General features: G+C 72.6%; 16 protein-coding genes and 1 pseudogene. 10 read left to right on the forward strand and 7 right to left on the reverse strand.

Annotated features, from left to right (window positions below):
- Positions 1-35: 35 nt before the first annotated feature.
- The 4 genes from CLV70_RS10405 to CLV70_RS10420 all read right to left on the reverse strand — a co-directional run bounded on the left by CLV70_RS10405 (position 36) and on the right by CLV70_RS10420 (position 5,428).
- Entirely contained in the window at positions 36-3,125 is a 3,090-nt protein-coding gene (locus CLV70_RS10405) for an NACHT domain-containing protein (RefSeq protein ID WP_106126213.1), read from the reverse strand.
- Between the two features lie 49 nt (positions 3,126-3,174).
- The gene (locus tag CLV70_RS10410) at positions 3,175-3,549 is read right to left on the reverse strand and encodes a YccF domain-containing protein (RefSeq protein ID WP_106126214.1); all 375 of its coding nucleotides are present in this window, start codon (positions 3,547-3,549) and stop codon (positions 3,175-3,177) included.
- 39 nt (positions 3,550-3,588) lie between these two features.
- Positions 3,589-4,554: a sporulation protein gene (locus CLV70_RS10415; protein WP_106126215.1), complete on the reverse strand. Its 966-nt coding sequence runs from the start codon at positions 4,552-4,554 to the stop codon at positions 3,589-3,591.
- 85 nt (positions 4,555-4,639) lie between these two features.
- A complete protein-coding gene (locus CLV70_RS10420) occupies positions 4,640-5,428 on the reverse strand; it encodes an SDR family NAD(P)-dependent oxidoreductase (protein ID WP_106126216.1) in 789 nt (262 codons plus the stop codon).
- A gap of 100 nt (positions 5,429-5,528) precedes the next feature.
- Here CLV70_RS10420 and CLV70_RS10425 point away from each other — a divergent pair, with 100 nt between their 5' ends.
- The 3 genes from CLV70_RS10425 (at position 5,529) to CLV70_RS10435 (ending at position 7,737) form a co-directional block, all read left to right on the forward strand.
- Complete coding sequence (locus tag CLV70_RS10425) at positions 5,529-6,107, forward strand: TetR/AcrR family transcriptional regulator (protein WP_106126217.1); 579 nt, start codon at positions 5,529-5,531, stop codon at positions 6,105-6,107.
- A 22-nt stretch (positions 6,108-6,129) separates the two neighbouring features.
- Positions 6,130-6,327, forward strand: a complete 198-nt coding sequence (locus CLV70_RS10430; RefSeq protein ID WP_106126218.1) for a hypothetical protein — start codon at positions 6,130-6,132, stop codon at positions 6,325-6,327.
- 216 nt (positions 6,328-6,543) lie between these two features.
- A complete protein-coding gene (locus CLV70_RS10435) occupies positions 6,544-7,737 on the forward strand; it encodes a nitric oxide synthase oxygenase (RefSeq protein ID WP_106126219.1) in 1,194 nt (397 codons plus the stop codon).
- A 7-nt stretch (positions 7,738-7,744) separates the two neighbouring features.
- Here the strand turns inward: CLV70_RS10435 and CLV70_RS10440 are convergent, their stop codons facing one another.
- Positions 7,745-8,251 carry a globin domain-containing protein gene (locus CLV70_RS10440; RefSeq protein WP_158277742.1) on the reverse strand — a complete coding sequence of 169 codons (507 nt, stop codon included), beginning with the start codon at positions 8,249-8,251 and terminating at the stop codon, positions 7,745-7,747.
- Between the two features lie 101 nt (positions 8,252-8,352).
- The gene (locus CLV70_RS10445) at positions 8,353-10,335 is read right to left on the reverse strand and encodes a bifunctional copper resistance protein CopD/cytochrome c oxidase assembly protein (RefSeq protein WP_106126221.1); all 1,983 of its coding nucleotides are present in this window, start codon (positions 10,333-10,335) and stop codon (positions 8,353-8,355) included.
- 104 nt (positions 10,336-10,439) lie between these two features.
- Between CLV70_RS10445 and CLV70_RS10450 the strand changes: the two genes are divergently transcribed.
- On the forward strand, positions 10,440-11,012 hold the full coding sequence (locus tag CLV70_RS10450; RefSeq protein ID WP_106126222.1) for a hypothetical protein: 573 nt from the start codon (positions 10,440-10,442) through the stop codon (positions 11,010-11,012).
- On the opposite strand, the gene CLV70_RS10455 is transcribed toward CLV70_RS10450, so the two are convergent.
- On the reverse strand, positions 11,013-15,491 hold the full coding sequence (locus CLV70_RS10455) for a glycoside hydrolase family 2 TIM barrel-domain containing protein (RefSeq protein ID WP_106126223.1): 4,479 nt from the start codon (positions 15,489-15,491) through the stop codon (positions 11,013-11,015).
- A gap of 162 nt (positions 15,492-15,653) precedes the next feature.
- Here CLV70_RS10455 and CLV70_RS10460 point away from each other — a divergent pair, with 162 nt between their 5' ends.
- The 6 genes and pseudogenes from CLV70_RS10460 (at position 15,654) to CLV70_RS10495 (ending at position 22,413) form a co-directional block, all read left to right on the forward strand.
- The gene (locus tag CLV70_RS10460; protein ID WP_106126224.1) at positions 15,654-16,298 is read left to right on the forward strand and encodes a LysE family translocator; all 645 of its coding nucleotides are present in this window, start codon (positions 15,654-15,656) and stop codon (positions 16,296-16,298) included.
- Positions 16,299-16,373: 75 nt separating this feature from the next.
- Complete coding sequence (locus tag CLV70_RS10465; protein ID WP_146164020.1) at positions 16,374-18,008, forward strand: alpha/beta fold hydrolase; 1,635 nt, start codon at positions 16,374-16,376, stop codon at positions 18,006-18,008.
- Between the two features lie 1,393 nt (positions 18,009-19,401).
- Positions 19,402-19,932 carry a DUF2267 domain-containing protein gene (locus CLV70_RS10480; RefSeq protein WP_146164022.1) on the forward strand — a complete coding sequence of 177 codons (531 nt, stop codon included), beginning with the start codon at positions 19,402-19,404 and terminating at the stop codon, positions 19,930-19,932.
- A 66-nt stretch (positions 19,933-19,998) separates the two neighbouring features.
- Positions 19,999-20,364, forward strand: a pseudogene (locus CLV70_RS10485) (transposase family protein); the annotation flags it as partial.
- Positions 20,365-21,120: 756 nt separating this feature from the next.
- Complete coding sequence (locus CLV70_RS10490; protein WP_146164023.1) at positions 21,121-21,531, forward strand: hypothetical protein; 411 nt, start codon at positions 21,121-21,123, stop codon at positions 21,529-21,531.
- Positions 21,532-22,035: 504 nt separating this feature from the next.
- Positions 22,036-22,413 (forward strand): SH3 domain-containing protein, encoded by a 378-nt coding sequence (locus CLV70_RS10495; protein WP_106126230.1) that lies wholly within the window; start codon positions 22,036-22,038, stop codon positions 22,411-22,413.
- Positions 22,414-22,489: the final 76 nt, after the last annotated feature.

Consider the following 22,489-nt stretch of genomic DNA (forward strand, 5'->3'; position numbering starts at 1 on the left):
CACGATGATGATGTCTAGAGACTATCAAAGTGATATCACATTTCCAAGACGCCGGAATCGTCGTCGGCCGCTTGCCCCGCGCTCAGGCCCCTCAGGTCCGAGACGAGCCGGGCGCCGGGCGGGTCGCCGGCGGCTCCGGAGGTCACCAGGCAGTGGACCGCGCTCGACGCCGCGACCGGGCTGAGGATCGCCCCACCGACGAGCTCGCCGACGATGCGTAACACCGTTTCCGGGGGCATCCGGTGGGCATCGGCGCGCATGGCGCCCAGCAGGAGCTCGGTGGCCCCCCTGCACTCGGCCGGCAGGCCGCCCCGCCTCAGGTCCGTCGCCGCCTCCGCCACCTCGGCGTACGCCGCGAGCGCCTCGTCGAGCGAGGACGCCACCCACATCCGGACGAGGCTGTGTGCCACCGATCGGTGGTCGCCCGCGTGGGCGGAGAACCGGGTCAGCGCGCCGGGCACGAGATGGAGCAACGGCTCCACGGCGTGCAGCAGCGCGTCGTCGCTCAGGTGGTTGGTCAGCACCATGGACCGCACGGCCGTGGCCATCTCGACGGCGGCCTCGAAGCCTTCCTCGCCGCGCCCGCCGGGCTCCCGCCGGTTGAGCCAGTAGACGTCCACCGGTTCCGGGAAATCGGGGGCCCACTCGCGGGTGTAGCACAGGACGATGTCGCGGCGCCCCTCGTGCCGGACGCGGGTGACCCGGAGAACCTCGATGGCGTCCATCCACATGTCGCCGGGGACGGCGGCCTGCCACTGCAGCGCCGAGTTGCGCAGCAGGGCAGCGGGGTCGTCCTCGCCGGGGAACAGCTCGGACGCCCGCACGTCGGCACCGCAGGCGGCGGTGAGCAGGAGCAGGTTGAACGAGTACGTGGCCATCCAGTGGTCGATGCGCTTGGCGACGGGACGGTAGCGGCTCTCGGCGTACCGGGGGCGGGTCAGGGCCTCGGCGGTGCGATCGACGAGCCACGCGCGGACCTCGTCGCGGCCGGGCCCGTCGAGCAGGCCCTTGACGAACCGTACGACCGTGGCGCGGGCGGTCAGCGGCGTGAAGCCGAGCAGGGAGCGGAGCAGGTCGTCCCCGCCGCCCGGCGTGCCCGAGGACGACGCCAGGGCGCCCGGCACCGTCCGCGCCTGCGCGTCGCGGACCGCCCGGACGACGAGCCGGGCCACGAGATACTCGCCGAACGTCGCATGCAGGAACTCGTACGTCCGCCGTACGTGATCGTCAAGGACGGCCTGGGCCCGCTGGATGAAGAAGAACCGTCCGACCATCTCCTGACCGGCGGTGAGCGAGCCGCGCAACGCCCCGCCCCGCCCGGCGGGCGACGCGGCGATACCGAGGCCGTCGAGGTCGGCGTCGAGCTCGCCCTCGGTGATCCACAGCCGCAGGCGGTGGAACATCGCGAAGGCGACCACCGACAGGCGCAGAAGCTCCTGCTCGACCAGCTCCGGCACGGCCGCCTCGGGCTGCGCCCCGTGCACCCGCCGCACCTCGCGCTCGGCGAAGGACGCCAGCAGCCGCTCGTAGAGCTGGCCGCTCTCGATCGCCGCGCCGTCCGGCAGCGCGTTGCCGGTGGCGTGGTAGAGCGCGAGCATGAGCAGCAGCAACGGCTGCTCGGCGAGGATCCGGTAGCGCAGGGCCAGCTCGGGCGCCAGCGGCCGGGCGAGCCCGCCGGTCGCGTTCCAGACGCTCAGCCAGCGCTCGATCTGGGCGCCGTCGAACGGCTCGAGGCGTACGGCGAGCGCCCCGGCGGGCAGGCGCGCACGGTCGGCGACGGCGATCCGGGTGGTGACCAGGACCGCGACCGGGCGGCCCAGCGCCGCCTCCCGCTGCTGGAACCGGGCGACCCGCTGGAGGTAGCCGGAGTGGTGCCGGCCGGCGGCCTGGAGCAGCTCGTCGAAACCGTCGAGCAGAATCACCGGCAGGGCGCCGCCGGCGTCGCGGGAGAGCTCCGCCCACGACACCGTCTCGCCGATCGCGTGCCGCAGCGCCCCCTCCACCTGGTCCTGGATCTCCGCCTCGGCCGGCACCTCGCGCAGCGCGACCCGGCAGGCGAAGAAGTCGCCCGCGGGCAGGCGGGCCGCGAAGATCCGCGTCAGCGACGACTTGCCGGCGCCCGGCTGGCCGAGCAGGAGCATCGGTGCCTCGGTGGCCCGGGTCGTGGTCAGGTGGACGGCCAGGAACGCGGCGAAGTCCGTACGCACCGGGGCGTCGCGCCACCACTGCTCGTCCGCGGGATGGGCGCCCCGACCCGCGGCCTTGACCCGGAAGCGTGGATCCAGGTACGCGGCCCCGAGCGTCGGCAGCGGCTGGTCGCCGGTGTCGCCGCCGAGCACCGGGCGGTCGAGTTCGGCACGGTACACGCGGGCCAGCGCGGCCCGCTGACGGCCCGGGGCGCGGCCCGAGGCGGCGCTGAGCAGCAGCTCCTCCAGCCGGTGCAGGCCGCGGGCGGTGGCGCGCGCCTCGAGGCGGTCGGCCCAGAGCGCGAACTCGGGGATCTCCCCGGCGAGACGGCGGTGCACCTCGTCGTAGCGGTCCACGGCCGCGCCGGGGAGCCGGCGCTCCAGCAGGCCGGTCACGGTGCGGCGGGCGCGCTCGTCGGCCTCGTCCCAGACGGCGAGGCCGGGCAGGTGGGCCGCCAGGCGCGCGGCCTCCCCGGCGAACCAGGCCCGCAGGTGGCCGAGGAGCGTCTCGTACGGCACGTCCGGCGACGGCAGGGGTACGGCGGGGAGCCGGTCGACCAGCGTGCCCTGCCCCGCGCCGGCGACGAGGCCGAGCTGCTCGTCGCGGGTGAAGGCGGGCACGCGGAGGCCGGAGCCGGCCAGGCACGCGTCGGCCTCCTCGAAGAAGGCGGCGACCACCAGCACCGCGTGGGCGGCCTGCAGCCGTTCGCTGCGTTCGTGGCGGCCCAGTCCCCGTACGGAATCTCCGATCTTCGCGGCGACCAGGCCGCCGAGCCGGATCACCTCGGTCTTGGCGTCGAAGAGGCTGATCGCGAGGTCGCTGCCGCCCGCGGTCGCCACGCTGAGCACGCCGCCGAGAAGGTTGTCGACGGCCCTGCCCACCGGGCCGGAGCCGCTCAGGAGCTTGACGGCATCGGAGTAGGACAGGCTGTTCGGCATCCGTCCATCATGGCGTGACGCCCGGCCCGGGCGGGGCCCGCCGGCTACCTCAGAGGTCGACGATCTCGCGGCCCAGGGGCCAGAAGGCGGCGGGGACGAGCTTGAAGTTGGCGATGCCGAACGGGATGCCGATGATCGTGACGCACTGGGCGACCCCGGCGACGATGTGCGTCAGTGCGAGCCACCAGCCCGCCACGATCACCCAGACCACGTTGGCGGCGCCCGAGGCGACGCCCGCGTCGGGGCGGCTCACGACGGTGCGCCCGAACGGCCACAGGGAGTAGGCCGCCAGGCGCAGCGACGCGACGCCGAACGGGATGGTCACGATCAGCGCGAAGCAGATCAGGGCCGCCAGCCCGTAGCCGAGGGCGAGGACGAAGCCGCTGCCGAAGATGAACCACAGGACGTTCAGGATAAAGCGCATGGGTTCAGCATGACCCGGCCCCGCCAACCCGGCGGCCGGCTACTCCTCGCCCTCGTCCTCGAAGACCTCGTCCATGACCTCGCCGGCCAGGTAGCCGGCCGCGAGCCCGCCGACGACCCCGGCCGCCACGCCGGCGCCGTGGCCGTGGCCGTGACCGTGGCGGTAGTGGCCGTGGTAGCCCCCGGGCGCGTACCCGGGCGCTCCGCCCGGCGCGTACCCGGGCAGACTCTGGCGGTGCTCGACGGCCTGGCGCACCCAGCCGTCGACGACCTGGGTGAAGTCGACGGTGTCGGCGTCCGCGTGGGGCACGGTGTAGCGGCCGTAGCTGTCGTGCCCGCCGCTGAACATGCCGCCGCGCTTGTCGAACTCCAGCACGACGTCGACGGCGTGCGGGTTGGTGACGAACGTCAGCTCCACCTCGTTGATGCCGTGGGCGTAGTGCGGCGCCGGGTAGTACTCGATCTCCTGGTAGAACGGCAGCGTCTGGTGCACGCCGGCGATCCGCCCGTACTCCAGATCGGCGCCCTTGAAGACGAAACCGAGCTGGGCGAACGCGTCCAGGATGCGCTGCTGCACCGGCAGCGGGTGGACCTGCACCGGGTCGAGGTCGCCCTTGTCCACGGCGCGGGCGATGGCGACCTCCGTGCGCACCCCCATCACCATCCCCCGCAGCGGCTGACCGTAGACGGCGGTGACCGGCGTCTCCCACGGCAGCACCAGCTCGAACGGCAGGGACAGCTGCTGCCCGGCGGCCAGGCGCATCGGACCGCTCACCGGGTGCCGGTGGAACTCGCCGGTCGCGCCGTAGTCGCCACCGCCGCTCTCGACCTCGATGCGGGTGACCAGCCCGAGGGTGATGTGCTCGAGCTCCGCGTCGGCGCTGCCTCCGGTAAGGTTGACCTGACCGGTGAGCGGTGCCCCGGGCTGCGCACCCGGCTGGGACAGTACGGTGTCGACACTCGGGCCGCCCACGCCGAGGGCACCCAGCATCTTCTTAAAAACCACGTCTATCTCCTGCGATGAGAGCCGTCATCAACCGGGACGAACGTAGCGAACCTCGCTGAGTGATTGCTGATAACCGGCGCCGCCCTCACGCCGCGCGCAGCGTGCCCCCGTCCACCGTCCAGTTCGAGCCGACAGCGCTCGGCATCGTCGGCGATGCCAGCAGCAGCACCGCACGGGCGATCTCGTCCGGCTCCACCAGGACGCCGGTGAGCATGCCGTTGTGCTCCGGCAGGCCGGCCAGCAGCGCCGCGTGATCGACGCCCATGCTCGCGGCCAGCCGTGCCCCGTAGCCGTCCGCGCCCTCCATCAGCGACGTGCGGGTGGTGCCGGGCGTGACGACGTTGACCCGCACCCCCTCGCCGGTCACCTTCTCGGCGAGCCCGCGGGAGAACGTGTTCACCGCCGCCTTGGCGGCCGCATAGGGCAGCGGGGCGCCCCGCGGGTCGCGGGCGCTGGCCGAGCCGATGGTGACGACGGCGCCGCGCGAGCGGATCAGGGCCGGCAGCGCGGCCCGGGTGGTCCGGACGGCCGAACGCAGGTTGAGGTCGAGGATGTAGTCCCAGGTGTCGTCGTCGCCGTCGAGCGGATCCTCGAGCGAACCCTCCGGCGGGACGCCACCGCCCGCGTTGTTGACGAGCACGTCGAGGCGGGGGTCGGCGGCCAGCGCCGCACCGACCGCACGCCGCGGCCCGCCGGGCTCGGACAGGTCCGCGGACAGGAAGGTGGCGCCGGTCGCTTCGAGCTCGGGAGTGCAGCTCCGAGACACGGCGACGACGTCGGCACCCTCGGCGACGAACGCCCGCACGATCGCGAGACCGATGCCCCTGCTCGCCCCGGTGACCAGGACACGCTTACCCGCAAGTTCAAGATTCATACCGACAACTGCATCACATCCGTACGTCCGAAGTCAGAAACTGAGTCATCCTTGTCTCAGTTGTGAGCCGAGTAGAGTGATCGTCAACGCAGGAGGGCAGATGAGGGCTGACGCGGAACGCAGCACGGCAAGGATCCTCAAGGCCGCGGAGGTCGTGCTCGCCGACGAACCCGGCGCCCCGCTGGAACGGATCGCCGACGCGGCGGGGCTGGCCCGGGCGACCGTGCATCGCCGCTTCTCGTCCCGCAAGGCGCTGATCGACGCGCTGACGGCGCAGCTCAACGAGCGCTACCTGCTCGGCCTGAAGCAGGCCCGAGTGGATTCGGCGCCGCCCCTGGTGGCGCTGCACCGGCTGACCGAGATCATCTTCGAACTCAAGATCAATAACCGCTTCGCCATGAACGCCGCCGCCAACCCGGCGACCGGCGCCCCCCGCCTCGACCCCGAGGTGCTGAACGGCCTCGACCTGCTGTTCACCCGGCTGCATGCCGCGGGCGTGATCACTGCCGCCGGCCCCGCCTGGTGCCGCGGCGTCTTCCTGGCCCTGCTGCACGAGGTCGACCAACTGCCCGCCGACGCCCCGGTCCTGGCCGGCACCGACGGCGGCACCGGAGCCCGCATCGACCTCCTGGCCCGCACCGTGATCGGCGCCCTCGGCGGAAGCGCGAGCCCGGCGTAAGCCAGGTCCCACCGACCGGGGCATGCACCGCACCCGGCTCGGCAACGTCGCGCTCGCCTGCGCCGCCATCGACGACGTCCTGGCCCGGACCCTGCGGGCGGTCGCCGTCTCCATCGTGGGCGCCGGCACCGGGGCGAGCCGGCTCCTGCTGCTCGCCGTGCCGTACCTGATCGTGCCGACCGCCGTCGTCCGTGAGGCGGTCGCTCGCACCGCGAGGTAACGGGCTGTGTACGTGACCGCTCCGCTGCGCCGGAGCGGTCAGGTGCCGTCCGGGCGGGAACGGCCACCGGCCCCTGCCCCATCGGGCAGGCAAGTCTCGTCGCATTGACGCCGTTCTGTGCCGTAAATACGATCTTGGTCGATTGGACTTGTTCGAGCGACGTCGTCACCACCGCGCCGGTACGGGTGCCACGTCCGGCCGGAAGGACTTCGAGGCATGGGAACGCCCGGTTACCGCGACCATCCGGCGCCCGAGTGGGATCCGGCGGCGCCGGTGGACGTCGCCGAGGCCGAGGAGTTCGTGCGGCAGTACCACGCCGAGAACCCCCGCGCCGGGTACGCCGACGAGCGCCTGGCCGCGGTGCGCGCGGAGATCGACGCCACCGGCACGTACGCGCACACCCCGGAGGAGCTGACGTACGGCGCCAAGCTCGCCTGGCGCAACGCGAGCCGGTGCATCGGCCGCCTCTACTGGCGCAACCTGCTGGTGCTGGACCGGCGCTCGGACCGCACCCCGCAGGAGATCTACTTCGGACTGGTGCAGCACCTCGAGGTGGCCGGCGGCGCCGGATCCCGCTCCGGGCGGCACGCGCGCGGCGGCAACATCCGCCCGGTGGTCAGCGTCTTCGCCCCCGCGGTGCCGGGCCGTCCGTACGCCCGGGTGTGGAACGAGCAGCTGATCCGGTACGCCGGCTACCGCGAGCCGGACGGCTCGATCGTCGGCGACCCGGGCCAGGAGCAGTTCACCGCCTCGATGGAGCTGTACGGCTGGAAGGGCGAGGGCACACCCTTCGACGTCCTGCCGCTGGCCATCGAGACCCCCGAGCACGGCGTCGCCCTGTACGAGCTGCCCGAGGAGGCCGTGCTGGAGGTGCCGATCAGCCACCCGGAATACCCCTGGTTCGCCGAGCTGGGCCTGCGCTGGCACGCCATCCCGGCGATCGCCAACCAGCGCCTGACCATCGGCGGCATCCACTACCCGCTGGCACCGTTCAACGGCTGGTACATGGGCACCGAGATCGGCGCGCGCAACTTCGCGGACCCGGACCGGTACAACCTGCTGCCGACCGTCGCCCAGCTGCTGCACCTGGACACGAGCACGGAGACCAGCCTGTGGCGCGACCGCGCGCTGGTGGAGCTGAACAGGGCGGTGCTGCACTCGTTCGAGCGGGCCGGCGTACGGATCAGCGACCACCACACCGAGGCGGCCCGCTTCCTGGAGCACGTCCGGCGCGAGGAGAACGCGGGCCGCAAGGTGCCGGCCGACTGGACCTGGATCGTGCCACCGATGTCGGGCGCGGCCACGCCGGTCTTCCACCGCTACTACCACGAGGCGGACCAGCGCCCGAACTTCTATCTGGACCCCGAGGCCCAGCAGCTGGCCCGGACGGGCCAGCCCGGCGGCTGGTGACCGGCGCTCAGTCGGCCTCGCCCAGCATGTGCGCGCTCATCCAGTCGTAGACCCAGATCCACGCGGAGCTGGTGGCCACCGTCCAGTCACCGGTCACGTCCCGCACGGCCCGGACCAGGGCGTGCCCCACGTACGGATAGTGCTCCGGCTCGACCCCGAACCGCTTGGCGTGGTCGCTGCCGAGGACCCGCAGCCGGCGTTCCATGCCGGCCGCGTACTGGTCCGGGCTCGCGAGTGACTGGATCGACCACAGCAGCGCGCGGCACAGCCTCTCGTTCTGCGCCGTCATGTCCTCGGGGAACATGTCCCGCACGCCCGGCGCCAGCACGAAGAGGTGGCGGTAGAAGGCCTCCGCGAGGGCGACCGGCCGATCCGCGACCACCGACGCCGTCTGCCCCACGATGGCCATGGCCTCGGCGGAGGGCCGCCGGTGCGGTCCCAGTCGTGGTGGCACGCCGGGCACAGCCCCGACGGCGTAGCGTGAGTCCCGCAGCCCGCCTCCCGTGTCGATCATCGACATAACTTAACGAATGGGATGTCCTCGGCGTAGTCGGGACAGATGCCTTGCCCGGTTGTGCCCTCAGGTAGGCCCGGAAGGGAAAGATCGACGCGCGTTCATGGCTCGCGGTCCGCGGCGGCGGCCAGGAAGGCGTTGTAGCGGGCCAGGTCGTCCGGGATCCCGGTCGCCGCGGCGCGGTCGGCGGCGCGGTCCAGCCGGGCCTGCTCACGCTCGTCGGCGCGGATCCACCGGCGCACCAGCAGCAGCATGACGACCGCGGCCGGGACCTCCCCGAACGCCCACGCCAGCCCGGCGCCCAGGCGCTGATCGGCGAGCAGGGACGGCGCCCACGCCGGATGCACGGCGGTGTACCAGTCGGCGGCGATGACCGAAGTGGACTGGAGCAGGACGAAGCCGAAGAACGCGTGCGCCGCCATCGCCAGGAAGTGCACGACGGTCAGCAGGGCCGGATGGATTCGCCGCCGTCCGGGGTCGATGCCGATGAGGACCCAGAAGAGCAGGTAACCGGCGAGCACGAAGTGGGTGAGCATCGCCAGGTGCCCGAGGTGGTAACGCATCAGCGTGCCCAGCAGGCCGCCGAGGTAGAGCCCGTACAGGCTGACGACGTAGCCGGCGAGGGCGACGACCGGGTGGCTGAGGAATCGGAACATCCGGCTGTGCAGGACGAGCAGCAGCCACTCCCGGGCGCCGCGGACCTGCGGGTCGTCCGGCCTGCGCAACGCGCGCAGAGCCAGCGTCACCGGCGCCCCGCCGACGAGCAGGACGGGTACGACCATCGACAGCACCATGTGCTGCACCATGTGCACGCTGAAGAGGACGTACGCGTACTTGCCCACGCCGAGGCAGGTCACCGCGCCGAGCAGCAGCAGACCGCCCGTCCACGACGCGGTGCGCGCGGCGGGCCAGGGGTGCCCGGCCGCGCGCAACCGGCGCACCCCCGCCCCGTACGCGAGGATCCCGATCGCGACCAAGGTCAGGAAGAACATGTCCGGCAGCGGGTCGCCGAACAGACCCGCCGCCGAGATCGGGCCCGGCTGGTCGAAGCCGAGCAGTTCGACCAGCGGGTCCGGCCCGGTGAGGGATTCCGGTACGGGCGTGGGACTGCGCGACAGCGCCACGGCGAGCCCGGCCGCGCCCGCCATCACCACGAGCTCCCCCACGGCCAGGCGCAGGAACGCCCGCGGGGCGCCGGAGCGCAGGGCGGCGAGCGTACGGGTGCGGTGCTCGGCACCGATCGCGCCGGCGGCGAGCAGCGCGAGAACCTTCAGCAGCACCAGGGCGCCGTAGCGCGACGACCACAGGGCCTCCGCACTGCCCAGGCGTACGGCGGCACTGATGGCCCCGCTGATCGCGGTCGCCACGAGACAGCCCAGGGCCAGGCGGCTGTAGCGCCGCGCCGTGGCGGCGAAACGGCGGTGGCGGCGTACGGACAGCAGCCCGGCGAGACCACCCACCCACAGCGACACCGCCACCACGTGGATGGCCAGGCCGGTGACCGCGAGCTGGTGATCGCCGGCGCCGGCGGCGTGCCCGGTGAACGCGGGCGGCAGCAGCGCCGCCATCGCCACGACGGCGGTGACGGCGGCCGGTCCCCGCGACACCCCGCACCGCGACAGCACCGCGACCGTCAGGGCCAGACCGGTCTGCCACAGCAGCGCCTGCCCCTGCGCGACGGAGAGGGCGAAACCGGCTATCGCCTGGCGGTTGAGCCCGCCGGGCGGCACGCCCAGCAGATCCGACACGGTGAAGAGGACGAGAGCGGCGGAGGCCGCCGCCCACAGCAGCGCCGCCCAGGTGCAGCGCCGCAGGAGGACCCACCCGTGGGCGGCCACGCTGCGCCCGTCGCCGGGCAGCAGGAACGCCGCCGTCACGGTCCCGCCGACGGTCAGCACCCCGGCGACGGTGGCGAGCAGGGTCAGGCCCGGCATCGCCCACCGCGTCACCGGGCCGGGGCCCGGAATGCCCGGCAGCACGGAGCCGTCCACCGCCCCGCCGAACCACAGCCCCGCCACCAGCGCCATGGCGGCGGTCCCCACCGTCCCCGCGGCCACCGCGAGGGTCCTTGCCGTTGCACGCATTCCCGGAGGGTCGGTCCGGCACCGGCCCGGGTTCCGCGGCGTGACCGCCACCACTCGCGGCTGAGCGTCCGCGGAAAGCGCCTCCGCCCAGGTGACGCCGCGTTATGGTCGGCGGCATCCGTACCTCGCGTGCAGTCCTCGGGCTGCTTCTCAGTGTCGTGGCGGCGATCCCGGCAGGGGCCGTCGCGCGGCCGGCTGCCGCGCGAGCGGCGACCGTCGTCTACGACGGCAGGATCGGGCGTACGCAGGTGATGCTGCGGGCCCTCGACTGGCTGCGCCGGGACGTGCCGTATTCGCAGGACAACCGGCTGGCGGCGTGGGATGCCGGGCACGGGCGCCGGTATCGCCCGGACTGTTCCGGGTTCGTGGCGATGGCGTGGGCGCTCGATCCCCGGCGGCCCGGGCTGGGCCGGGCGCCCGTCACGTGGGAGCTGCCCCGGTACGCCGGCCGGGTGAGCTGGCCGCGGCTGCGGCGGGGTGACATCCTGCTGCATCTGGTGCCGGGCAACCGCGCCGCCGAGCATGTGCGGCTGTTCGCCGGCTGGGTCGATGCCGGCCGGAGCCGGGCCTGGATCATCGAGCAGAGCGGTTCCGCGTACGGCATGCGCCGCCGGACCGTCGCCACGGCGGCGGCGCGGCAGGGGTACGTCCCCTACCGCTACCGCCGCATCGTCTGATCAGGTGGCGCAGTGCAGCACCGCGGACCCCCAGTCGGCGTGGTCGTTGGCGTTGCCGTCCGCGGCGTCCGTGACCCGCAGCTCGACCCGGCGTACGCCGGTGAGGGGCACGTTCACGTCCGTGGCCGCGTCGTTGCCGGTCTTGCGCGGGCTCGCCCAGCGGCGGACGCCGTCGGCCCAGACCTCGAACACGACGCTGCCGCCGGCGCCGGTCTCGTCGTCGACGCCGACCGCCGCCGTGAGGGACGCGCACCGGCCGCCGAGGTGGACGGCGACCGACGAGTCGGCGTGGACGCCGAGGCCGCGGGCGTGCGGGACGCCGTTGATCACCATCGGGCGGCCGTCACCGGCGTTGTCCTCGCCGTTGCTGCGGTCCCGCTCGACCGGCCCCCAGCCGTTCTGCACGCGCAGGAACGTCGCGTCCGCCAGGGCGGTGTCGCCGGCCGGCGGCGCCGGGTTCGCCTGCAGCTCGACCGGCGCGCTGGCGGCGTAGACCCGGGCCTTGCGCGCGGCGACGCCGGTGACGTCGGCGATCGCCGGGTACTCACCGACGGCGGTGTCCGCTCCGCGGGTGACGGTCACGGTCGCCGTGCGGGTCGCCCCGGCGGGCACCGTGCCCAGGGCGACCGGCGCCGCCGTCCAGCCCGCGGGCAGCCGGGTCACCGCGGTCACGTCGCGGACCTCGGCCGGGCAGGAGTTGGTCACGGTCAGCGTCAGCGTCGTCGACCCGCCGGCCTCCACCTCCGGGTCCGCGGCGGTGAGCCCGGCGGCGGGGGCGCAGGTCTCCGGGCCGGCCGGGCGGCCCGACGCCGCCTCGGCTCCGGACAAGGGCCGCAGCAGCATCGTGTACGCGTACTCGCGGTCGGCGGCGACCCGGTACCCCGGCAGGACGCTGTGGAACGTCTCGGCCACGCCGCTCACCGCGTGGTCGGCGCGCAGGGTCACCTCGCCCGGGGTGCGCTGCAACGCGAAGCCGTACTGCGCGCGGTCGATGTCGCGGAACGGCGTCACCCCGACGTGCAGGTCGCCGGCCACCAGCAGGCCCCGGGTCCCGTCGGACAGCGACGCCCACCGTACGCCCGTGTGGTTGCCGTACTCCTGCGGGTTCTCGTACGGGACGTACTGCTCGTCCACGGTGCTGGAGTAGACGCCGACCGGCGATCCGTCCACCCGGTCGGGGTAGGTCTCCCCCGGCCCGCGGCCGTACCAGGTGAACCGGTCCATCGCCGACGGCAGGCCGAGGCGCAGGCCGACCCGGGGCAGCATCGGCAGTTCCCGCATCCGGCCCTGCGGGGTCAGCCGGTGCGCGATCCGTACGTCGCCGTTGGCCGCGACCGTGTACGTGACCTCCTGGCGGAAGGACGCGTCGGTGACGCCGGGAGCGGCGACGGTGCTCCGCACGGTGACCGCGGAGCCCGCGACGTCGACGCCGGAGACGGTGGTGACCAGCCGGTCCAGGCCCACGGCACGCCAGGAGCGGGCCTCCTCCTCGTCGTTGCTCAGCGGTGGCCGCCACACGTCGAGCTCGGGCCCGGAGCGCAGCAGTTCGGCGCCGCCGACCCGCATCGAGGACAGCGTGCCCGACCTGCGGTTCACCGTGTAGACGAAGCGGGAACCGCTCAGCTGTACGGCGTCCGCCGTGCTGGTGGTCCGCACGCTGCCACCGGGGTCGGCCGCCGCCACGCCGGCGATCTGCGGGCCACCGGCCGGGAACTGCTCGACCGCGACCGCGTGGCCCGCCGGCGCCCAGTCCGTGGCGGTCACGAGCTCCGCGCGTACGGTCAGATGCCGTTCCCGGTTGCCGGGGTTGGCCGGCGCGGCGGGCACGGCGACGGTCGCGGTGCCACCGGCGGGCACGTCCAGCGGGAGGCTGCCGCTCGTGAGCACGCCGCCGGCCTCCTCGTACTGCCAGCGCAGCCGCAGGTCCCCGGTGCCGGTGAAGGTGCGTTCGCTGGTGACCTGGAGCGCGCCGCCCGCCGTACGCGCGATCCTGATGGGTGAATGCACGGCCGCGAGCGCCGCGGTCTCGGGCTGGGGCACCCGGTCGGGGCTCACCATGCCGTCGTTGCCCGCGGTGCCGGCGCCGTAGGACAGGTAGGTGCCGCGCTCGTCGACGGTGTCGAAGTCGAGGGCCAGCGCCGCCTCGGTCTTCGGGTCGGCGGCGAGCTGCGCCGGGGTGAGCGCGCGATGGTAGACCCGGACGTCGTCGACGGCGCCGTGCGCCATCCGGCCGGGCCGGTAGTCCTGGCGCATCGTCTCGGCGTTGCGGCCGATGTTGACCGGCATCGGCGAGGCGTCGATGGTGCCCGTGAACGCCTTCTGCCCCACCTGGACGCCGTCGATGAACAGCCGCAGGGTCGTGCCGTCGTAGCTGCCGGAGACCCGGTGCCAGCGGTCGTACCAGTCGGCGGGCACGGTGGCCTGCACGGCCTGCCAGGTGCCGGAGTGGATGAAGAACTCGAGGGTGTTCTGGGTCTTCATCTTGAGCGCGTACTGGTGGTCGCCCTTGGCGACGATGGTGAGGTCACCGGTCCACGGGGTGGCCGGCTTCACCCAGGCGTCGAGCGTCAGCCCCGTCGACACGGCGTCCAGCGACGGATCGCGGTAGACCTCGACGAAGTCGTCCAGGCCGGACAGGGACAGGGCCCGGCCGGTGCCGTCGTGGCCCGCGACGGCGGCCGGCATGCCGTTGATCCACGCGGTGATCCCGTGGCCGGAGGTGTCGGGGACGACGCGCAACGGCCGGCGCAGTTGCTGGTCCACCCAGTCCCAGATGAAGCCGCCCTGCACGCTCGGGTTCTCGCGGACGACGTCCCAGAACTCACGCAGGTTGCCGAGGCTGTTGCCCTGGGCGTGCACGTACTCGCCCATGATGATCGGCTTGGTGGTGGTCCGGGCCTTGTCCGCCAGCGAATCCGGCGACGGGTACCGCGGTCCCCAGACGTCGGCGAAGGGCGCGTCGCCGTCCGGGTTGTTCGGCTGGTGGTACAGCGGCCGGGTCGGGTCGTGCTGGTCGGCCCACGCGGCCATCGCGGTGTGCGCGGCGCCGAGGCCGGCCTCGTTGCCGGTGTCCCAGAGGAGCACGCTCGGATGGTTCTTGTCGCGCTGTACGAGGCCGATGAAGCGGTCCAGGAAGGCGTCCTGGTACTCGGGCCGGTCGGCGAGGCAGTTGCTCGGGCAGTTGTCGTGGTGGTGCGTCTCGACCTCGACCTCGTCGTCGATCCACAACCCCTGCTCGTCGGCCAGCGCGTAGAGGTACGGGTCCGACGGGTAGTGCGCCGTACGGATCGCGTTGAGGTTGAAACGCTTGAGCAGTTCCACGTCCTGCCGCATCCTGGCCCGCGGGACGTGCCGCCCGTGGTCGGGGTCGACGTCGGAGTGGTTCGTGCCGCGGATGACCACCCGTTTGCCGTTCACCTTCAGCTGCCGGTCCGCGACGGTGATCACCCGGAAACCGACCGGCTGGCCGGTCACGTGGGTGACGGCGCCGGAGCCGTCGAGCAGCTCCACGACGAGGCGGTACAGCTCGGGGGTCTCGTCGGTCCAGGGCTTCGCGCCGGCCACCGTACCGGAGAGGGTCGCGACACCGTTCCGCACCGGCGCGTCGAACGTCGCCACCTGCGCGCCCCGGGCGTCGAAGAGCCGGCCGCGCACCCCGGCCGCCCCGGCGCCGTCGACGGCCACGACAGCGCGCAGCTCGTCGGTGCGCGGTGTGGTGATGGTGACGTCCCGCAGCGCGGTGCCCGGGGTGGAGTACAGCCAGCTGCTGCGGAAGATGCCGGAGAACCGCCACTGGTCGTAGACCTCGAGGTGGCTGCCCGCGCTCCACCGGTGCACCTGGACGGCCACGGTGTTGCGGCCCGGGCGCAGCAGGCTGGTCAGCTCGAACTCCGCCGGGACGTAGCCGCCCTGGTCGTAGCCGACGTACTGCCCGTTGACCCACACGAAGTAGCCGCTGGTGACGCCCTCGAACCGGAGGAAGGACCGGCGGCCGGCCCAGTTCTGCGGCACGTCGACGGTCCGCACGTACGCGCCGGTCGGGTTGACGTCCCGGGGCACCCGCGGCGGGTCGTCGGGAGACATCTCGGTGACCGTGTTGCGGAAGACGGGGTGGTCGAGGCCGTCGGACTGCCACGTGTGCGGCACCGTGACGGCGCGCCAGCCGGACGTGTCGAAGTCCTCGGCCCAGAACCGGGCCGGCACGTCCTGCGGCCGGTCCGCCATCGAGAGCCGCCAGGTGCCGTCGAGGCTGCGCACCCAGGGCGAGTCGTCCGCCCCGGCGCGCGCCGACGCCACATCCGCGTACGGGCGCAGCTCCGCGTGCGGGGCCACCTGGTTCTCCGCGATCCGCCGCGGGTCGTCGAGGTACGCGTACACGTCGGCGGGAGCGTCCGCGGCCGACGCGGCACCTCCCGTGACCGCGGCACCGAGGCCGGCGACGACGACCGCGACGAGACCTGCCAACCCGAGTCGGCGCATGCGCGCTACCTCCACAGCCGGGAACGAGCGGATGATTCCCCGAATTCAAACACCATCGAACGACATCCATCAATATCTGCCACCCACCCGATCTTCGGATCGGAGCCACCGATCGCGATCTGGATCTCGCGTCGGCGGCCCGGCGCCCCGCACCCTTCGGGGATGGTCACGGACGAATCGCTGCTCGGGGTCGCCGCGGTCGCGCTGGGCATGGTGCTGACGCCCGGCCCCAACATGATGTATCTGGTGGCGCGCAGCATCACCCAGGGGCGGCGCGCCGGCCTGATCTCCCTGACCGGGGTCGCCACCGGCTTCCTGATCTATCTCACGGCGGCCGCCGCGGGGCTGTCGGCGGTCTTCGCCGCCGTGCCGGAGGCGTACCTCGCCGTCAAGATCGCCGGGGCCGGCTACCTCGCCTGGCTCGCCTTCACGACGCTGCGTCCGGGCGGCACCTCGGTCTTCGCCCCGGTGCAGCCGACCGCGGACTCGCCCCGCCGGCTGTTCACCATGGGCCTGATGACCAACCTGCTCAACCCCAAGGCCGCGATCATGTACGCCTCCCTGATCCCCCAGTTCGTCGACGTGCGCGCCGGGCACCTGTTCGCCCAGAGCCTCCTGCTCGGCAGCGTGCAGATCACCGTGAGCATGGCCGTCAACACCGTCCTGGTGCTCAGCGCCGGCGCGATCGCCGTCTTCCTGGCCCGGCGCCCGGCCTGGCTGAGGGTCCAGCGGTACGTGACGGGAACGGCCCTGGGGGTCATCGCGGTCAAGCTGGCCACCGACCGGGCGCGCCCCGTACCGGCGTGAGCCCGGACCGGCTTGCGACCTGACTGCGACACGACCCGGACCTCGGGCGGACACCGCCGGCCGACAGTTCCGCCCATGAACTCTCGACATTGGGTGAAGACCGGGCTGGCGGCGCTCGCGATGGCCGGGGTCGCCGGCGGGGCGGCGCTGGTGACCGTGCCGTCGATGGCCGCCGAGGCCCCGCCGTCCTTCCACGACCCGGCCGTCTCGTGGGCGCCCTGCGGCAGCCAGGGCCCCCAGGGAGCCGAGTGCGGCACGATCTCGGTCCCCCTCGACCACTCCCGCCCGGACGGGACCAGGATCCAGCTGGCCCTGTCCCGCATCAGGCACCGGCCCGGCGTGCCGTACCAGGGGATCATGGTCACGAACCCCGGCGGACCGGGTGCGGCGGGCCGGCACACGGTGCGCCTCGCAGAACGTGTTCCCCGGGGCGGCGGGGACGGCTACGACTGGATCGGGTTCGACCCGCGCGGGGTCGGCGCGAGCGTGCCCGCGCTGCGCTGCAGCGCGGACTACCTCAAGGCGCCCCGCCAGGACTACACCCCCCGCACCCGGGCCGACGAGGAGGCCTGGCGGGAACGGTCCCGCGGGTACGCCCGGGACTGCGGTGCCGCCGGCGGCGAGCTGCTGCACCACATGCGTACCGAGGACGTGGCCCGGGACATCGAGCTGATCCGGGCGGCGCTGGGCGAGCCGGCGATCAACTACTACGGCTTCTCGTACGGGACGTACCTGGGACAGGTCTACGCGACGCTCTTCCCGCGGCGGGTCCGCCGCATGGTGCTGGACAGCAACGTCGACCCGGCACGGGTCTGGCACCGGTTCGCCACCGGCCAGCTCGCCGGCTTCGAGCGGAACATGAGGGCATGGTGGGCGTGGATCGCCGAGCGTGACGACGTCTACCACCTCGGAACGACCCGGAAGGCGGTCGAGTCGGCCTGGTACGCCCGCAAGGACCGGCTCCGTGAGACCCCGCTCGGCGACCTCGGCCCGACCGAGTGGACCGACCTCTTCCTGTACGCCGCCTACTCCCGGTCCGACTGGGGTTTCCTGGCCGGGCTCTGGGTCGACCTCGCCGGCGGCGGGGAGCCACTGCCCGGCTCGGCCGACGACAACACGTTCGCCGTGAACAACGCGGTCACCTGCACCGACGCGCCCTGGCCGGCCGACTGGAACGCCTGGATGCGCGAGAACCGCCGCCTCCAGCGCGAGGCGCCGTTCTACACGTGGGGAAGTGCCTGGTCCACCGCGCCGTGCCTGTTCTGGCCCGCGAAGGCCGGGCCCGCGGTCGAGGTCGACGGCCGGACGGTGGCCCCGATCCTGCTCGTCGGCGAGACGCTGGACGCTCCCACGCCCTTCGCGGGCAGCCTCGAGGTGCGCCGGCGGTTCCCCTCGTCGCGGCTGATCGCGGTGCCGGGCGGCCGCAGCCACGCCAACTCCCTGACCGGCGGGGCGTGCGTGGACGACCGGGTCGCCGCGTACCTGTCCCGCGGCGACCTGCCGGAGCGCAGGGCGGGCGGCGGGCCGGACGCCACGTGCGAGCCCGGTCCCGCCGCCGCTGTCTCTCACCGTGCCGGCCGCAGCCTTCCGGGCCACAGGTACGCGTCCGCGGGGACCGTCGCACCGCGGAACCACGCCGCGAAGAAGTCCGTGAGCTCCCGCCCGGTCACCTGCTCCGCGAACGCCTCGAACTCGGGCCAGCCGGCGTAGCCGCCGCGGTGCGCCCCGGGCCACCGCTCGAGCAGCCGGGAGAACGCCGGGTCGCCGACCTGCCGGCGGAGGGCGTGCAGGGCCAGCGGGCCCTTCTCGTAGACGGTGAAGCCCGGCGTTCCACCGGAGCGGTACAGCTCCTTCCAGAACCCGGGGTCCGGTTTCTTCTCCCGGACCAGCGCCCGGTACCGGTCGTCGAGGTCGGTGCCGTCCTTCGCCTCGGCCCACAGCCAGGTCGCGTACGTCGCGAAGCACTCGGACAGGCAGACGTCCGCGTCCTGGCGCGGGGCGGCGGAGATGCCGTACCACTGGTGGGCCTGCTCGTGGACGACCGCTGCGAGGTTCATGTACGTCGCGTTGCCGGCGCCCAGGTACACCGGCCGGCTCTGCGGCGCCGTGCCCGGCCCGTCGTCGTTGACGTGGACGAAGACGTTGCCGGCCGAGTCGAACGGATAGCGGCCGAACCGGGCGGACAGGAACCGCAGGACCTCGGGCAGCCGTGCCGCGAGCGGACCGGTCGTCGCCTTCAGGCCCGGGGCGTACGCGTTGACCACCGGCGTGCCGTCGGCCAGCGCCGACCGCTCCACGGTGAACCGGTCGATCGACACGGCGAGGTGGGCGGGGTCGACGTCGCGTTCCGCCCAACGGAACGTGGTCGCGCCGGAGGTGCGGCCCGGCCGCCCGCTCGCGATCACGCTCCACCCCCGCGGCACCGTCGCCGTCAAGCGGAACGCCGCCCGGTCCCGGACGTCCTCGTGGGCCGGGAACCAGGCGCTGGAGGCGCCCTCGAAGGCGGTGGCCCCGCCCGACTCGGTGGTCAGCCACCCGTCGCCCGGCGCGCCGTCGTACTCGACCCGCACCGTGAACCGCTCGCCGCCGCGGACCGGCCGGGCCGGCACGACGACGAGATCCTTCGCCCCTTCCTGAGCGAACGATCCGGCCGGCCTCCCGTCGACCGAGACGGCCCGGACCTCCGGCCCGGCGAGGTGCAGCGTGAAACGGTCCAGCGCCCCTGCCGCCGTGGCGCTGACCACCGCGACCCCCCGGATCACCCGCTCCACCGGCCGGTAATCCATGGTCACGTCGTACGCGGTGACGTCGAACCCACCACCGGCCGCCGGACCGGGCCCGGTCTCACCGCCGAAGCCGACGCCGGTGCCGGCCACCCCCGCGGCGAGAAGCGCCACGCCGGCGAGCGCCCCGAGCGGCCCCCGCCGGCGCCACCCTCTCCTGCGATGCTGCTGATCTCCCTCAACAAAATCCATGCCGGCAACTGTGGGCGGCACCCGTCCGGCCACGGTCCCCGCCGCGTCGCATTCCTGTCGCAAGGGTTTGGATCCGGGCGGGCGGGGTATCCGCAAGGGCCCTGCGCCGGATCTGCGAGGACGTGATCATGCATCGCGATGACCTGCTGTCCCATGTTCGTACGCGTGCCCGGCTGCACGGCCGGGGCCATGCTCAGCGGGTCGTCGAGGCCGTCGTGCACGGGTTGCGGGGTGTCGTTCCGGAGGCGTCCTGGCGCGGCCTGACCGCCCAGCTGCCCTTCGCCGTCGGGGCCGCGGTGGCGCGGGCGGAGCCGGTCGGCGGGGGTGCCTGCCGGGCGTTGATCCGGGACGTCGCGCGCCGGTTGAATGTCGCCGAGCCGGATGCCGCGTTCTACGCCCGCGTCACGTTCGAACAGCTCAACGCGTTCTGCCAGGGGATCACCCCGGCTCGGCTGGCGGCGTCGGCGCCCGCGGATCTGCGGCCGTTGCTGTCGGCGCGGGCGGAGGAGTCCGCGCACCGGTCGCGGCGGCGGCTGGCGACGCTCGGCACCCCGGTGTCCGCGCTGACCCTGCGGACCCACCTCGCCACGCCGCGCACGGTCACCGTCCGCGCCGACAGCAAGCGCCCTGCGCGGTCCACGCCCGCCGAGCGCCGCTGAGGCGCCGGCGTCGCCCGCCGTAGCCGGCGGTCCTGTGAGCTTGCAGGTGCCGGTTTCCGCGCGGTGGCGGGGCGTCTCGGCTGGGCTTCGACCGCGCCGCCCGGTTCGACGCATGATCGCCGCTCGAACCCACGCCATTCTCGATCCCTTGACCCACGCGGACGTGATGACCTCTGCGGACCAGGGCTGCCAGGGCGCCCGCGGCAGCGTGCGGACACCGTTCAGACGGCGACAGTTCCGGCCGAAGTTGTCACGCCGGCAGAAGGCGGTCAACGAGATTACGCGAAATCCGCGCTTGCGGTGAGCGCCATCGCCACGCTCAAGGCCTGGAAGATCCCGGTCGAACTGCGCTGATGCCCACGCCGCGCGACCGCGATCCTGCGGGCCATTCTCGTACCGCACCACGTCGAAGCCAACCGTTACGCAGGATGAAAAGGCACACTGATCATCGACGGTCCACGGCCCGCTCTCACTACCGAACTACACCGCTCTTCACCTCGTCACGTTGATAAACATCGATTCAGCAGACCGTGTCAGGAGCCTGAAGAAGGAAGGGCCGAGATGTGTACAAACGGGCAATGCCGCCGAGGAATCGTTGACCGACGAGGGAACGATGAGCAGAGTGAATAACTAATTCATCAAAGCTCGCGGCCGCGTCATGGCGCGTCGGACTCACATGCACTCGCGTACCCCTGTCGAGGAGTTCAAAGATGCCATCCCTGCTGGAAGATCGGATGACCTGGCGTCCCGCCAAGAGTCGGGGCCGACGGATAGGGCTGATCGCTGCTGGCATGGCGGACGGACAGGACTGATCACTACTGCCGCGCTCACGGTCGTCGGATCGGTAGCAGTTGGCCACCGTGTCGGAATCCGCCGCAGACGGCGTGCTGGATCATCAGGCCCCTCCCCGCAGACGGTGTACCGCCCAGCGCAGCAGCCAGGACAGGTGCGGCCCACCGTCACGCACGCCGCTGAAACCCTGCGCGCCGACTGCCGGGAGGCTTGCTTCTGGTCAGAAGCTACCTGGGCAGGCGCGGTTGATGGTGGCGCGCACAGCACGTTAATAAATACAAACATGCGCTCCAGTACACAAAGTACAGACTTAATCCAGCCTTTGGAGTGCTTCAAGTAACCTGTGATCTGCAGACCGAACAATTCGCGTTCGGCGCTATTAGTGAGGAGAGAACATTGAGGACCTTCCACCACCGCGGGTTGGCAGCGCTTACCGCAACTGCGATTGCCGCGGTCACCCTCGGCATGTCGTCTCCAGCAAATGCGGCGACGGTTGACAACGTGAAAACCGCTGAGGCCCGTGCGGCCGCCGGCGTCTACACAATCAACGTCGAGAACAGAATGACCGCCGACGTCGAGTTCTGCCTCAAGTCGTCGTCGACCGGCAATCACCGGCAGTGTTCCGGCCGCATGCACGCCGGCCAGGGAAGGACGCTGGCCACCGCCTTCAATCCTGGCGACCGGCTCCTGCTCGATTTCGAAATCTTTGGTGAGGGCACTCACAACGACAACGTGATCACAGGCGCCACCTCCTGCTGGGTTTCCGGCATTATGTCGGCCTGGTCCGCGGCCTGCGTCATGGGATAAGGCGCGAGAGTGCGTGGAAGCTACGCGCCCCGGTGGCAGCAGCGACCGACCAGGGGTGCCGGACCGTTGAACCCGCCGATCGGCCGGGGGCATCTCGCTTAGGGACACCCACGAGCCGATTTTGTTCCGGCTTGAGATGTTCTGCCGGTCTTGAGAACCAGACAAGGTTCGAGGCGTAGGACGAGCACGACTTCTGATGATCTTTCGGGTGTCTACACCAGAAGACCGTTTCAGAAGTCGTGCTCGTGTCCTCATCTTCCCCCGATCAACGCTGCTGATGTCCACCTCGCCGATGCGTCTCCTGGTGCCGGGACGGTCTTTCTGGTGGGCGAGCAGGCTGATGTCGGACATGCTGGTAGCGCCGAACACGATCCGAGTCCCCGAACAGGCCAGAACCGTGGCCCGACCCCACCGACCCGGACCCTTACCCCCGGGCAGAACCTTGTTCAACGCCGAGGTCGACCCGGCGCCGTCCGCGCACCGCCGCAACAGGATCCGGCCGGCGTGACCGACCGGGCCCTTACCACCGGAGGCGACCTGCAGCCGGTCGGGACGTCCTTCGGCGCCGCGTCGAACCGGGTCACGACGGTGACGCGCGGGCTCGCCGTGCCGGGGGCGACGCCGGTCGGCGGCTCGTGGTTCGGCACCTGGGGAAGCGCCGTCCGGGTCCGCGCCACGCCGTCGACCTCCGCCGCCGTGGTCGGCACGCTGCCGGCCGGCATCGACGTGGCCGTCCGGTGCCAGCGGCTCGGTGAGCTGGTCCGGGCCGAGGGCTACGAGAACGCGTGGTGGGCGTACCTGCCGGAACGTGGCGGATATATGACAAACATCTATGTCAGCTCCCCGGACAACAAACTGCCTGGTGTACCCGACTGTTCGTGATCCTGGGCGCCGGCGGTCGGCCTGACGGCGGCGGCATCGATGGTTGAGAATGTGCCCGGACGCTGACGAAGGGGTG

It is taken from the genome of Pseudosporangium ferrugineum (assembly GCF_003002065.1).
GTDB classification, from domain to species: Bacteria; Actinomycetota; Actinomycetes; order Mycobacteriales; family Micromonosporaceae; genus Actinoplanes; species Actinoplanes ferrugineus_A.